Source organism: Streptomyces sp. NBC_00086, assembly GCF_026343255.1.
Classification (GTDB): Bacteria; Actinomycetota; Actinomycetes; order Streptomycetales; family Streptomycetaceae; genus Streptomyces.
This window is the reverse complement of the sequence record NZ_JAPELZ010000001.1, coordinates 59553-72833: the sequence shown is the minus strand read 5'-3', so window position 1 is coordinate 72833 and position 13281 is coordinate 59553. Positions and strand designations below refer to the sequence as shown.

Annotated in this window: 9 protein-coding genes; 5 read left to right on the top strand and 4 right to left on the bottom strand. The window is 71.4% G+C overall.

Annotated elements, in window-relative coordinates; translation table 11 throughout:
• The first annotated feature begins 370 nt into the window (after positions 1-370).
• Positions 371-1624, top strand: a complete 1254-nt coding sequence (locus OG276_RS00295) for a hypothetical protein (protein WP_266901452.1) — start codon at positions 371-373, stop codon at positions 1622-1624.
• Here OG276_RS00295 and OG276_RS00290 read toward each other — a convergent pair.
• Positions 1614-2744, bottom strand: a complete 1131-nt coding sequence (locus OG276_RS00290; protein ID WP_266901450.1) for an NADH:flavin oxidoreductase — start codon at positions 2742-2744, stop codon at positions 1614-1616. The two genes, OG276_RS00295 and OG276_RS00290, sit on opposite strands and share 11 nt — an antisense overlap.
• Before the next feature lie 165 nt (positions 2745-2909).
• On the opposite strand from OG276_RS00290, the gene OG276_RS00285 reads away from it, so the two are divergent.
• The 4 genes from OG276_RS00285 to OG276_RS00270 all read left to right on the top strand — a co-directional run bounded on the left by OG276_RS00285 (position 2910) and on the right by OG276_RS00270 (position 8315).
• A complete protein-coding gene (locus OG276_RS00285; RefSeq protein ID WP_266901448.1) occupies positions 2910-3470 on the top strand; it encodes a MarR family winged helix-turn-helix transcriptional regulator in 561 nt (186 codons plus the stop codon).
• Between the two features lie 130 nt (positions 3471-3600).
• Positions 3601-3969, top strand: a complete 369-nt coding sequence (locus tag OG276_RS00280; protein WP_266901446.1) for a hypothetical protein — start codon at positions 3601-3603, stop codon at positions 3967-3969.
• Between the two features lie 246 nt (positions 3970-4215).
• Positions 4216-5661, top strand: coding sequence for an SWIM zinc finger family protein (locus OG276_RS00275; RefSeq protein WP_266901444.1), 1446 nt, complete (start codon positions 4216-4218; stop codon positions 5659-5661).
• The gene (locus tag OG276_RS00270) at positions 5658-8315 is read left to right on the top strand and encodes a DUF6493 family protein (RefSeq protein ID WP_266901442.1); all 2658 of its coding nucleotides are present in this window, start codon (positions 5658-5660) and stop codon (positions 8313-8315) included. The genes OG276_RS00275 and OG276_RS00270 overlap by 4 nt, the downstream gene beginning before the upstream one ends.
• A gap of 60 nt (positions 8316-8375) precedes the next feature.
• On the opposite strand, the gene OG276_RS00265 is transcribed toward OG276_RS00270, so the two are convergent.
• The 3 genes from OG276_RS00265 to OG276_RS00255 all read right to left on the bottom strand — a co-directional run bounded on the left by OG276_RS00265 (position 8376) and on the right by OG276_RS00255 (position 13042).
• Positions 8376-8816: a nitroreductase family deazaflavin-dependent oxidoreductase gene (locus OG276_RS00265; RefSeq protein WP_266901440.1), complete on the bottom strand. Its 441-nt coding sequence runs from the start codon at positions 8814-8816 to the stop codon at positions 8376-8378.
• A 128-nt stretch (positions 8817-8944) separates the two neighbouring features.
• Positions 8945-11296 carry a M9 family metallopeptidase gene (locus OG276_RS00260; RefSeq protein WP_266901438.1) on the bottom strand — a complete coding sequence of 784 codons (2352 nt, stop codon included), beginning with the start codon at positions 11294-11296 and terminating at the stop codon, positions 8945-8947.
• Positions 11297-11530: 234 nt separating this feature from the next.
• Positions 11531-13042 (bottom strand): phosphatidylinositol-specific phospholipase C domain-containing protein, encoded by a 1512-nt coding sequence (locus OG276_RS00255; RefSeq protein ID WP_266901436.1) that lies wholly within the window; start codon positions 13040-13042, stop codon positions 11531-11533.
• Positions 13043-13281: the final 239 nt, after the last annotated feature.

Sequence of the window (13281 nt, the reverse complement as noted above, 5' to 3'; positions counted from 1 at the left end):
TGGCGCTCTTCTCCTGGCTGTTGTTCCCCGGCCGGGACACTCTCCTTACCTCGTTCAGGCTTCTGCTCGTCGGCTCGGCCCTGACCGCCCTGGGAGCTCTCGTCGTACGACGGCGTACCAGCCCGCCCCTGATCCGTGCCGTGGCCGTGCCGTGGTTGTCCGTACCCCCGGCACTCCTCGCCCTGGCCACCCTGGTTCGCCCTGATGATGCCCCCCTGTGGACGTCTGCCCGGGCGCGTCAGCGGACCGGACCGGACCGGGCCGGGGCAGGCCCGGCGGCGGGCCTTCGGCGAAGAACGGAGCCCGGTCCCGGGAGCACCGGCCGATAATGTGTGGCCGCCGCGTTCGCACCGGGGCAGGGTGTGGCGTGATGAGCTATGACGACGAGACGTCCCGCACCCTGTCCTACGCCCGCCACGACACGCTGGAAGGGCTGCTGCAGCGCGGCCGGGGGCTGGGTGCGCAGCGCGCACGGTGTGCCCCGGCGGCCGCCGCGCCGTTCGTGTACGACGGGATCCGCCGGGACTGGAAGTGGGATTCCCAGTGCGACGACCGCTACCTCTACCAGGCGCGGCTGATCCGGGACCTGAAGCTGTCGCCGGCGCCGGTCGCCGACCAGCTGGCGGGGGATGAGGAGGAGTGTCCGCGGGTCGCCCCTGTGCTGAGGCTGCTCGCCCTCGCCGGTTCGGACGAGGCCCGGGAGGGGCTCCGCGCATACATTCGGACGGGCAAGCACTGGGTTTCGGTACTGCAGTCGGTCGCGGACAGCTGGCCGACCGAGTGGTGGGAGGACCTGGGTGATGTCGCGCGCGCCCGGATCGGCGGGGAGGAGGAGCTTCCGTGGTCCGCCGAACCGTGGGGCCGGTTCGGAATCCAGGTGCCGGGCCGCACGTTCCGTCCGCGGCCGTCCCTCGGCGGCCTGAGCGACGAGGAGCTGCTCGCCCTCCTGGCCGCCGACGGTACGGAGTTCAACACGAAGGTCGATGCACTGCGTGCTCTGGCCGGGCGGGAGCCCGCCGAGGGGCTGATCCCGCTCGTACCCTCGCTCGGAGCCCGGGACGGCAGCAGGCCCTTGCCCCTGCTCCGGCGGGCGGTCGACCGACTCGGAGCCCTCGCCGTCCCGGCGGCACGCGGGTGGGCCGTGGACGGGCAGGAGTGGCTGGCCCGGCTGGGGGCGTACGTCCTGGCCGATCACCCCGGGCCCGAGGCGATACCGGGGCTGGTGGCCGAACTCGCCGAACAGTGGGAGACGCGCACCTGGTGCGGTCCCGACACCACGGCCAAGAGGCTGGCACGCTTCGGACCCGAGGCCGCCGACGCGGTGCCCGTCCTGTGGCGCTATTGGCGGCACACCCCGCATTCGTACGAGCGTACCGACTACCTGACAGCACTCGCCGCGATCGACCCGTCCGGCCTGGACGACGCGTACACCGAGTCCCTCTGGGACTGTGAGGAACGCGCACGGCTCCTGGGCATCGCCTCGGCACCCCACAATCCGCAGACCCTGCACCGCATCGCCGAACTCCGCGACGACCCGATGGAAGAACCGGAGGTACGGGCCGCCGCCGGAGCGAGTCTGGCCGCAGGCCCTCCGGACGGCCTGCGGCTACGGGCTAGCGGCTGAGCGACCTGAGCGCCGACGCGTCGTACGGCTTCAGCTCGTCGAAGCGGTTGCCGAGGACCTTCGCCGCCCACTGCGGGTCCTGGAGCAGCGCCCGGCCGACGGCGACCATGTCGAACTCGTCGCGTTCCATGCGGTCCAGGAGGTTGTCGAGGTCGCCGAGCGCCGCGCCCTCGCCGGCGAAGGCGCGGAGGAAGTCGCCGTCGAGACCGACCGAGCCGACGGTGATGGCCGGCCGGCCGGTGAGCTTCTTGCTCCAGCCCGCCAGGTTCAGGTCCGAGCCCTCGAACTCAGGGAGCCAGTAGCGCCGGGTGGAGGCGTGGAACGCGTCGACGCCCGCCGCCGCCAGCGGGGCCAGGATGGCCTCCAGTTCCTCCGGGGTCTGCGCGAGCCGTCCGTCGTAGGCCTCCTGCTTCCACTGGGAGTAGCGGAAGATCACCGGGAAGTCGGCCGCGACGCGCTCACGGACCGCGGTCACGATCTCCGCGGCGAACTTCGTACGGGCCACCGCGTCGCCGCCGTAGGCGTCGGTGCGGCGGTTGGTCCGCTCCCAGAGGAACTGGTCGATCAGGTAGCCGTGGGCGCCGTGCAGTTCGACACCGTCGAAGCCGATCCGCTCGGCCTCCGCCGCGGCGTCGGCGAACGCGCCGATGACGTCGTCGAGGTCGGTGCGGGTCATCGCCTTGCCGGTCCCCTCGGTGCCGTCGACGCGGATGCCGGAGGGGCCGACGGCCGGAGCGTCGGCGTACGGTGCCTCGCCCTGCTTGCGCACCATGCCTATGTGCCACAGCTGGGGCACGATCGTGCCGCCCGCGTCGTGCACGGCCGCGGCGACCTTCGCCCACCCCGCCAGCTGGTCCTCTCCGTGGAACCGCGGCACCCGGTCGCTCTGCCCGGCGGAGTCGTGACCGACGTAGGTGCCCTCGGTGACGATCAAGCCCACGCCCGCGGCGGCCCGGCTGGCGTAGTACGCCTGCACGTCCTCGCCGGGCACGCCGCCGGGGGAGAACTGCCGCGTCATCGGCGCCATCGCGATGCGGTTGGGGACGGTCAGGCCGTTCAGGGTGAGCGGCCGGGACAGGATCTCGGCGGCGCGTGAGGCGGGGGCCGTGGTGACGGTCATGCGGGTCCTCCGGGTTGCGGCTGTGACTCGTCGGGTGGCAACGAGAAGTGCATAGTACACAGGCTATGTATCATGCATATTGCGAGGTCGGTCGTCGTGCGATGCCACCTCACGCGGACCGGGCCGTACGGGGGCCGTCGTGGCCGGGTTCCAGGGTTCGCGATAATGGGGCGTCGGAAGGAGCGGGGAGGCGTAGTGCTGGAGAAACTGGAGCGGGAGCTGATGCTGCTCTCGCGGCACCAGGTGCTGGCCCGGCGCGAGCGCGATCCCGAACGCCTGGAGCGGTCGGCGTACCTGCTGCTCAGCCGGATCGACACACAAGGCCCCATGTCCATCGGGCAGTTGTCGGAGGCCTTCGGGCTCGACACCTCGACCGTGAACCGCCAGACGGCCGCATTGCTGCGCTGTGGACTGGCCGAGCGCGTCGCGGACCCCGAGGGCGGCATGGCCCGTAAGCTGCGCATCACCGTCGAAGGCGGGCGTCGGCTCGCCGCAGACCGTGAGGTCAACCGGTCCTGCCTGGCCCGGGTGGTCGCCGGCTGGTCCCCCGAGGAAGTGCGGGAGCTGGAGGACGTCCTGGTCCGTCTCAATCGCAGCGCCGAGGCCCTCGAAGGGCGGTACTGGCCGCGCACGGAGGATGACGACGCCCGCGCGGCATGCCACCCGCCGGCCCCGCACGAATCCCCGGCCCCCGCTCCGCCGTCACCCGCGCCCCCTGCGACGTAGGTGTCGGGCCGCGGCTCGTACCTCCGCTCATCTCCTTGCCGGGGCGGTCAGACTCGCGGACGATGCTGCAAGGCCCCCTCCGTCCGGTTCCGCCGGGCCCTTGCCGGGGCATCGAAAAAAGGGGGAAAGAGTGACAAAGCATCACATTTCAAGGAAGCGTTCCCGCACGACGGTGTCCGCACTGGTACCGCTCTTCGTACTCGCCGGGCTACTGCTGGGCCCCGCGGCGACCGCCACGGCAGCCGCGGCATCCGTCCGCCAGGCTCCCGCGGCCGCGGCCCTCCCGCAGAGCCCCCTCCTCGCCGGCGCCGGCGCGGTGACCGTGCTTCGCACGCCCACGTCGTCCCAAGTCCAGGCCACCACCGGCAACAAGAAGAAAAAGAAGAGCAAGAAGAAGGGCGGGCTCTTCAAGACCCTCGCCATCGTCGTGCTCCTCGTCATCGTCCTGCTCGTGATCTTCTTCGGGGTCCGCATGGCTCTGCGCCGCAGGTCCTCCTAAGGCTTGACCGGCCGATCGCGTGTCGCGTCCCTCCACCCGGGTGGTGCCACTGGGGCAGCCCTGGCCAACGGGGGCCGGACGCGATCGGCGGTACGACTCCTCTTCGCCGTTCCCGGGTGCGGAGCCGGTCCGCGACCGGTCGTGGGCCGCAAGTCGTGGGCCGTGAGTAGTGAGTCGTGAGTGGTGAGACGTGGGTCGTCCACAGTCCCGACGGCGTTGTCAGTGGCTCCGCCTAACGTCCCGTTCATGACGCGAACCGCACACACCTTCGCCTATGTCCGCCCCTCCTCTCTGACCTCCGCCGCGACGGGCCGGTCCCTCGGGCTGGAGACCGCGGGCGGGCTGACCCCGGCCGGGGCCGAGGCCCACCCGCAGTTCTTCGCAGGGTTCCTGAGTGCCCCTCAGGCGGCCGCGCGTGCCCTGCTCGCCGTCGCGGACGTGGCCGCGGCCCGCTACTACCGCCGCACCCTGCTGGCCTCCCTCGATCCGGTGGTCACCGGCAACGGCGACCGGTTGCGCTTCGAGTCCTTCTCCGGCTGCTGCGGTGTGTACGCCCGGCTCGACGTGCTGCCCGAGGGCCTGCGCGACGCCGACACCGGCCACGGCACCACCAACGTCGACGTCAACAACCCGCTGCGCGAGGCGCTGTCCCGGCTCACCGGGGACGACCCCCTGCACCTGCGGGTCGGCCCCGACGAGATGGCGGTCACCACCCTGGACGGCGCGGTCGTCGAGAAGAAGGTGCCGCTGCCCGACCGCTGGCTGCGCGGCTTCGCCGAATCCCAGGCCATCACCACCGGGTTCGACCTGCGCGGCGAACTGGGCGCCGCCGAAACAGCCCGCTTCCTGCGCTCCCTCCCGCGAACCCCCGCGGGCGGAGCAGGTGGGGGCCGGCCGCTCTGGGTGGTTCCCGCGGGCCGTGCGCTGCGCCCCACCACCCGGCCCGTCCCCGGCGCGGTCTGCCTGCCCGGCCCCGAGCGCCTCGCCGCCCTCCAGCGGGTACTGCGCCAGGCCACCGGCCTGCGCGTGTACGGTCCCGCGGCGGACGGCGCCAACCCCACCGCCTCCGCCTGGGAGATCGGCCTGCCCGGCATGCGGCTCACCCTCACCCTCTCCCCGCAGGCCGACCGCGGCTTCTCCGGTGAAGGCGCCGTCCTGGAGGCCCTCGCCACCGACGCGGCGGCCGAGGACGCCGAGCTGATCTCCGTCCTGCTCGCCTGGGAACCGCGCATCGACCCGGCCGACCTCGCCGAGCAGTCGGGCCTCCCGGTCGAGCGGGTGCGGGCCGCACTCACCCGACTCGGCACCGCCGGCCGGGTCGGCTACGACATCGCCGAAGCCGCGTACTTCCACCGCGAACTGCCCTACGACGCCCGGCGAGCCGAACGCCACAACCCGCGCCTCGTCGCCGCCCGCGCGCTGCTGGAGGCCGGCGCGGTCACCCTGGACCGCCCCGGCACCTCCGTGGTGGCCTCCGGTGAACGCCGTTACCAGGTGCGCGAGTCCGGAGGCGCCCTCAGCTGCACCTGCCAGTGGTGGGCCGACCACCGCGGCCGCCGCGGCCCCTGCAAACACGCCCTCGCCACCCGCATGGCGCTCCGGGCCGCCACCGACACCGCCCGAGCCGCCACCAGCACCGCTTCCGTCAGCACCGCTTCCGTCAGCACCGCTTCCACCGGAGTCGCACGATGAACACCACCTCCGCCCCCGCGCAGGCCCCCACCGACGGCGCCATCGAGGCGGTACGAGCCGGACGCACCGCCGAACTGCCCGACCTCCTCAAGGCGCTGGACCGTACGCAGCGCCGGGACCTGCTCGTCGTCCTGAAGCGGATGCGCGGCGAACTGCGTACCCAGGGCTGGGACAACTGGCAGCAACGGGCGCTGATGGGCCAGGCCCTGGTGGTCGCCGGAGCCGGCTGCCACACCGGCGCGGCGGCCGCGGCCGCCTGGATCGGCGCCGCGGACATGCGCCGCTGGCAGACGCTGCCCACGGGCGTCCTGCTCGACGTCCTGGCCGACCGGGACCCCCAGTGGCTGGGCGACCTCGCCCACCGGCTGGCCGCCCGGGCCTCCACCGTCGAGCAGGACTACGCGCTGATCATCGAACTCGTCCGCATCACCGGCTGCCCGATGCCCACCACCGACGGCTGCGTCGAGGGCTGGGCGATGGCCCTGGACACCTCCCGCACCCCGCTCGGCCACGCCCTGCGCGACGACCCCCACGTCACCACCCTCGTGCCGCGCCTCTTCGAAACCGCCGAGCCGGTCCGATCCTTCGGCTGGCGCTGCGACCCGGACGATCCCGACCACTGGCCGGCAGCCGTGGCCGGCCTTGCCGAGGCCGGCATCGTGGACCGTGCCGCGCTCCTCGACGGATGCACGGCCCGCCTGCTGCGCGGCGGCAAGGCCGGACAGCTGAAGCCCTACCAGGCCATCTGGCAGGGACTCCGTCCGACCGAAGAGGAGGAGCGCGAGCGCGCCGCCGACTGGATCGCGCTGACCGCCGACGCCCCGTCCCCCGTGGCCGGGCACGCCCAGCGGATACTGGCCCGGCTCGCCGCGGCGGGCCACCTCACCCCCCGACTGCTGGCCGAGATGTCGGCAGCCGTCCTCTTCCGCCCCGAGAAGAAGCTCGTCCGCGCCCAGCTGGTACTGATGGGCAAGGAGCTCCGCCGTGACCCGGCCACCGCACCCGAGCTGCTGGCGGTGCTGGGCGAAGCCTTCGGGCACACCGACACCGACATCCAGGAGCGCGCCCTCAAGCTGGCCGCCGCCCACCTCACCGACGACCCCGTCCTACGCGCCGAACTCGCCGGGCAGGCCCAGTCGCTGAGCCCGGCCCACCGGACCCGTGCCGTCGAACTCCTCGGGCAGGACGCGGCCGTCCCTGCCGACGACGCCGCTCCCTACCAGGAGTTCCTCCCGCCGCCCCCGCTCCCGGCCCCGCTCGCACCGGCCCCCGGGACGGTACCGGAGACCGTGGAACTCGTAGCCGCCGTCATCAACTCCCGCACCACGACCGTCGAGGAGTTCGAGCGAGCCCTGGACGGCCTGGTCCGGCACGCCCACCGGGACCGTGCGGCCCTCAACGCAGTGCTGCGCCCTGCGCTCGCCGACCAGTGGTGGCTCGACCCCGCCCGGGCCCACTGGTACACCGGCGAACTGGCCGGGCTCGCGCACGTCGCCGCCGCCGTCATGGACGCGCGCCCGATGGGCCCGGCGCCGGAGGCGCTCGGGGGCTGGCGCAGCGACTGCCACCACACGGCGTTCACCGTCGCCCGCCAGGCGCGCCTGGTCGAAGCCGCCCGGCACGTCACGACCCGGCCGCTGCCCTTCCTGCTCGCCACCCCCACAGGGCAGACCGGCACCCTGGATCCCCAGGTGCTCGTCGAGCGCCTCACCGAGTACGGGCGCCTCGGCGAGCAGCCCGCCCCGGTGGACTTCGCGCAGGCCCTGCTGCGGGTTCGCCGCGACGCCTCCGCCGTTCCTGCCGCGGCGGCCCTCGGCACACCGGAGGGGGACAGGCTGGCGGCCTGGCTCGGCGAGGCCGGAGAGGCCGGGGCCGTCACCCGCCGCACCGCGTCGGCCGTACCGCACGCCTACGGGGAGACCCCGGCGGGGCTGGTCCTCGACACGGCGGAACGCACCACTCTGCTCCGGGAGTTCCCCGAGGCCTTCCACGAGCTCGCGCAGGCACGCAAAGCCACCAGCCGCTGCTGGGACGGCGGGGACGAGGCCCTGCTGATCGCGGCCCTACCCGAGGACCGGGAGACACTGGCAGCATGGTGGCTCCCCGCGATCACGGCCTGCGCCGTCCACGAAGGGCGGGGCGGCCTCGCCGTACTCCCGGGGCTCGCCGCGGCCGGCGGCCCCGCCGGCCCGGCCCTGCACCTCGCCGTGGCCACCGGCCTCGGCGCCCGCCACCCCGAAGACCGGCTGCGGGCCGCGGACGCGCTGCTCACCCTCGCCGCCCGGGAGGAACTGGACGCAGGGCGCCTGGGCGCGGACCTGGGCGAACTCCTGAACCTGGGCACGGTCAAACCCAACCGGCTCGCCGACTCGCTGCGCACCTCCGCCGCGACCGGCGCCTGCGCGACCACCTGGGCCGTCCTGGCCGCCGTGCTCCCCGCACTGCTCACCGGCACGGTCGACGCGAGGGGCGCCGGAGACCTCCTCGCGACGGCCGCCGACTGCGTGGAGCAGTCGGGAACGGCGTCGCCCGAGCCGGCGGGCCTCGCCGAGGCCGCGTCCCGCCCCGGCCGCTCCCGCCTGGTCACCCAGGCGTCCCGCCTCCGCGACGCACTCCGACGCAACGCGCAGGGTCCGGCCGCGCGGGGCGAGTAGCGGCCGCCCGCGGCGAGGGCGGCCGGCGCCGGGTCCTGCGCGGTGCGCCATCTGCCGCCTTCAGGCCCGGCTGATCCGGAGAACCGGGATATCCCTGTCGGTCCCCTTCTGGTACTCCTCGTAGCGGGGGAAGACGGAGAGCAGGAGCGGCCATACCCTGGCCTTCTCCTCCGCGGGCAGGACGTCGACGCGTGCCCGGAAGCGTTCGCCCAGGACCCGTACGTGCACCTCGGGATTGGCCTCGACGCTCGCGAACCACATCGGGTGCTTGGCGGCCCCTCCGTTGGAGGCCACGATCAGATGGCTGTCACCGTCTTGCGCGTGGATGAGGACGGTGCGGTGCCAGGCACCGCTGACGCGGCCCTGGTAGTCCAGCAACAAGCAGGGCGAGCCGTTCATGTCGGTACTCTCCGTGCCGTCCGATTCCTCGTACCTGATGCCTTGGTCGCGGACCTGTGGATGGGGGCTCAGTTTCACAGTGGCCGGGTCGTAGGCAGTCATGTGGATCCTCCGGAGACGAATGGCAGCGTCATCGATCATCCACCATTCGAAGCGGTGCCGGATCCGGGGCGAGGGTGCCGTGAGCCCCAGGTCATCGACCTGGGGCCGCGGTCAGCCGGTGGGCCGGGTCACTTGGACTGCGTGGACAGGCTCACCCCGCTGAAGTCCTGCGCGGCGGCGAGGCTGAAATACAGCCATCCGGAAGGCGGATTGTCCACCGTCAGGGTCTCGCTGTTGCCGGGGTTGACGGACTTGGCCTGGTGGCTGCTCGTGGTGGCCCAGCTGGTGCCGCCGTAGTACAGGTCGGCATTGCCGGTGCCTCCGCTGCTGGTGATGGTCAGCTGCTTGACCCCGGCCGGCAGGTACACGAAGTGGTAGCTGTAGTTCCCGGCGGTGGCAGAGAGGCCATCCCGGCGGCAGTGCCCGTCGAACTGACGGGGATCGCTGATGGTGCACACCGGGGTGGAGGGGGCCTCGGGCAGGGGGCCGCAGTCGTTGGTCGCGCAGGCGGTCGTCAGCCAGGTGGCGAAGCCGGCGTCGTAGGTGGTGCCGATGGTCTGCTTCAGGAAGGTGCGGGCACCGTTCCAGTCACCGGTGCGGTACTTGCCGAGCACGGTCTCCACGTCGGCGGGGTGGGCCTGGAGCATGTAGCGGACCGCCAGGAAGCCCCAGCGGTAGACCCGGTTCGAGTTGACCTCGGGGTCCGCGTCCTGGCCGTAGACGGTGTCGAAGAGGTCGCTGAGCTTGTAGGTCTTCTTGCCGGCCTCGGCGATCGCGTCTGCGTTGCGCTCGCCCCGGTAGCCGAACGAGATGTTCTCGGCGATGCCCTCGACCCACCAGATGGTCGGCGTGACGATGCCGGCCTCGAAGTCGCCCGCCATGTTGTAGCGGCCGTCGAGGTAGTGGGTGTACTCGTGGTTGAGGTTCCAGATCTGGAAGTCCGGACGCAGCCAGTGCGCCTCGTGGGCGATGAACCGGGCCTGGTTGCCTGCGGCGGCCGGGTTGCCCTCCTCGTACATGCCGCCGTTGTCCACGTCGATGTCGTAGATGGCCCAGGCGTACAACGAGTAGTTGGTGTAGTCGTCGAAGACGACGACCTCGAGGTTGGTGTTCACGTCACCGGGGATCGCGCCCTTGTCGCCGATGACCCGGTGGAAGTAGGCGTCCTGGTTGACCAGGCTGGTACAGGTGCTCGCCAGCTGGCCGGGGGACATGTCCTGAGCGCGGATCTTCAGGCCCGGGGTGCAGGTGTGCTGGATCGGCAGGATGGCCGGGAGCACGCGTGCGCCCAGGTCGCAGATGGCGTAGGCCGCGCAGTTGTTCCTGTCGTACTGGCGCGTGTACCAGCCCAGGTTCATGGTGATCGGCGCGGTGGGGCCGACGTTCGGGTACCGGTTGATCAGGTCCTTGAGCAGCGGGCGGACCCGGTCCTTGAGCTCGGGGACGTCGAGGGCGTGGCCGAGGAAGCGGCCGACGTTGCTGACGACGTCCAGGCGGTTGAGCTGCGCGCCGTTGCGCGTGATGAAGCCGGCCCAGGTATTGAGGATGGCGGGGTCGGCCTTGAGGGCGGCCCGCCAGCCGCGGTCGTCGTTCTTGGCCTTGAAGCCGTTCTCGACGACCCACTCGACGTGCTGCATGGCGAGGTTCATCTGGCCGGGCCACGTGCCGTCGTAGCTGCCGAGCATCCACTTGACGACTCCGGCGTAGCGGCCGGCCGCGTGGGTGCTGTCGATCAGGGTGACGACCTCGTTCAGGATCTCACCGTTGGCGTCCGTGACGTCCTTGCTGCGCGGGGAGGCGAAGAAGGCGTCCAGCGCGCCGCGCGCGGCACCGTCGAGCGCCGTGCCGTAGGGGCCGACGACGTCCCCGTGGTTGTCCTGGACGTAGTAGCCGGCCCGCAGGAACAGCACCAACTGGCCGACTGAGGCGCTGTTGCCGCCCGAATAGGTGGCGGAGGCCTCGCGCAGCGCGTGGGCGACGGTCACCATCTGGGCTTCGTTGAACGCCTTCCGCGCGTTCTCCCCGGTGAGGTTGAACAGCGGGTACGTACAGCTGATCCGGGGGAGTGCCTTGAGCTGCTGGACCAGGGCGCCGCCGGTCGCGTTGATCACGCCGGAGAGGTCGCCGCACTCGTCCCCGGCTGCGGCCGAGGACCGCCGGCCGTCCTTGCCGGACTTGGGCGGTTGTACGGGCTGTACGGGGTTCACGGTCGGCGCGGGGGCGATGGCGGACTCCTCGGCGCTGTCCTGCGAGGAGATCCGGAAGCGGGAGCCGTTGCTCATCGCGTCGGGCGACTTGGGGACCGGGATCGACCGCGGCGCCGTGGCCGAGGCTGCCCGTACGTACGGACCGGCCGGGGTCGCGGCGCCGGCGGAGGCGGCCTGGCTCTGTGGCGCGAGCAGACCGAGCGCAAGGAAGGCGGCTGCGCCCAGCGCGGGAAGTCTGCGCGCGTTGGCCTTCGATATCCGGAAGGGATGCATCTGCGGGGGCCTCCGGGGCCGTTGTGGCCACGTGCTGGTAACACGGGCGTTTGATGTGTGACATGTAAAATTTCACATGTCGCATCGCGCCGGAAGTCTTTTGGCCGAATTGGCACCTGGCGCCACCAGACCGCTCCTGCAGTGATCCGGTCGGTAGAGCGGCCCGGCAGGGTGGCTCGATCCGAGGCGCCCGGAAGTGTCTCGCGGCCTGGACGGCCGCGAGACACTGAACCGCTACTTCGGGCAGGTGTCGTGGGTCACCTTGCCGCCGGCGGTGGCGGCGGTGTCGGGGTTGACCGTCAGGCACAGGCCGGTCCACTGGTTGATGAACCTGAAGGCGGTCCGGCGCTCGGTTCCGACCTCGACCTGCGTCGGCATGATGTTCCACATCTGGTTCCCGGAGAACCAGCGGTTCTCGCAGCCCCACCAGAAGAGCTGGGTCCCGGCTGACGGCGGGGTGCCGTTGTTCCACGGGATGGTCAGGCACATGCCGTTGCTGGACTTGATCCAGTAGTAGCCCTGACCGTCGTACGAGGGTGTCACGGCGGCCCACTGGTGGCTGCTCGGCGCCGTCGACTGACATGTGCGCTGGGTGACCAGACCGCCCGTCTTGGTGCTGTCGAACTCCGGGCCCCGCACCATGCACTTGCCGTACTTGGTGTCGACGTAGGTCTTGTCGGCATTGACCAGCCAGATCGCCTGGTGGCCACCGGCAACGGTGTAGCCCTTGTTGCGGTCGATGATGTTCTGGATCAGGGCCCAGCCGGGGAAGTCCATCATGACGATGCCGAGGTGGCCGTTGCCGCCGCCGGAGTTCAGGTACTGCATCAGCCGGAAATTCACGCCTTGGACCGCGGGCTGACCGTTGGCCCATCCGTACCCGCCGGCGAATTGCGCAGGGGACATGAGGTCGCCGTTGTAGTCGGACGCGGACGTGTACGTCACGAACATCTCACCGCTGCCGTCCCGGACGGCCTTGTCGATGTTGTCCTTGACGAAGCCGAACTTCTGGGGGATGCCATCCGGCTCCCAGTGGTCCTCCTTGTGGCTGTTGAAGGTGTTGATCCCGTACTGACCGTCGACGTTGTCGAAGCTGCCCAGCACGATCTTTCCCCGGACTTGCGAGAGGCGCGGCACGTACGCCACGGATCCCTTGGCGATCGAAGGGGAGTAGAACAGGTTCGGGTAGCGCTCCGTGTAACCCTTGAAGATCTCTTCGATCTTCGCGCTGTCGACGCTCGTCGGATCGTTCGCACAATCGAATGTGCCGACGTTCCCGCGGGGGCACTCGGCCCTCAAGCGCATGACGACGGTCTCGTTCTTGTGCTTGCCGAGGAAGTCCTTGGCCTTTGTCAGGACGTCATCGAAGTTGGCGTCCTGGTACGACGATCCGTGATGAATCGTGAAGTACTTGCCCTCGGTGACGCGGACCCGGACGTCAACGGCGCGGATTCCCCGCTCCAACTGCGCCGTCAAGGTGTTCGCGCTCTTTCCGAAGTTCTGCTGCGTCTCCGCAGGAGGTCCTCCTTGGATGGAAAGGGAGTCGTGGGTACCGGGAAGCGACAGGGCCGCGAGCCATGTGCCGCCGGCGATGTCCTTCATCCAGTCGGCGTTCGTCGCCGACCCGATGTTGCCGTAAGCGTCCCCGAAATTGCTCCCGTGGGCTCGGGCGGGAGTCGGCGCGAGGAGAGCGCTGCTGCCGGCGACACCGAGCACGACCGCGCCGGCTGCGACACCGGTCACCATCCGACGTGCCAGTCGGCGAAGCCGTGGGAGTGACCCCTGATGGACCTGATGAATGGATGATCGAGGCATGTAAGTCCTACTCGGATCAAGGGTGGCCAGGATCTACGGCCAATCGGTCAATGAGGGCGGCGGATGCCGCCGCGGCCCCCGCCCGCCCGCAACCTCTTGTGGCGGGCGGGCGGGCGGGCGGGCGGGCGGGCGGGCGGGCGGGCGGGCGAGGGGGAGGCCGGGGACCGGCC

Bases quoted from the DNA above. Each gene is read 5' to 3' on its own strand.
- OG276_RS00295 (WP_266901452.1), top strand. From the start codon at position 371: ATGAGCTATGACGACGAGACGTCCCGCACCCTGTCCTACGCCCGCCAC.
- OG276_RS00290 (WP_266901450.1), bottom strand. From the start codon at position 2,744: ATGACCGTCACCACGGCCCCCGCCTCACGCGCCGCCGAGATCCTGTCC.
- OG276_RS00285 (WP_266901448.1), top strand. From the start codon at position 2,910: ATGGGGCGTCGGAAGGAGCGGGGAGGCGTAGTGCTGGAGAAACTGGAG.
- OG276_RS00275 (WP_266901444.1), top strand. From the start codon at position 4,216: ATGACGCGAACCGCACACACCTTCGCCTATGTCCGCCCCTCCTCTCTG.
- OG276_RS00270 (WP_266901442.1), top strand. From the start codon at position 5,658: ATGAACACCACCTCCGCCCCCGCGCAGGCCCCCACCGACGGCGCCATC.
- OG276_RS00265 (WP_266901440.1), bottom strand. From the start codon at position 8,816: ATGACTGCCTACGACCCGGCCACTGTGAAACTGAGCCCCCATCCACAG.
- OG276_RS00260 (WP_266901438.1), bottom strand. From the start codon at position 11,296: ATGCATCCCTTCCGGATATCGAAGGCCAACGCGCGCAGACTTCCCGCG.
- OG276_RS00255 (WP_266901436.1), bottom strand. From the start codon at position 13,042: ATGGTGACCGGTGTCGCAGCCGGCGCGGTCGTGCTCGGTGTCGCCGGC.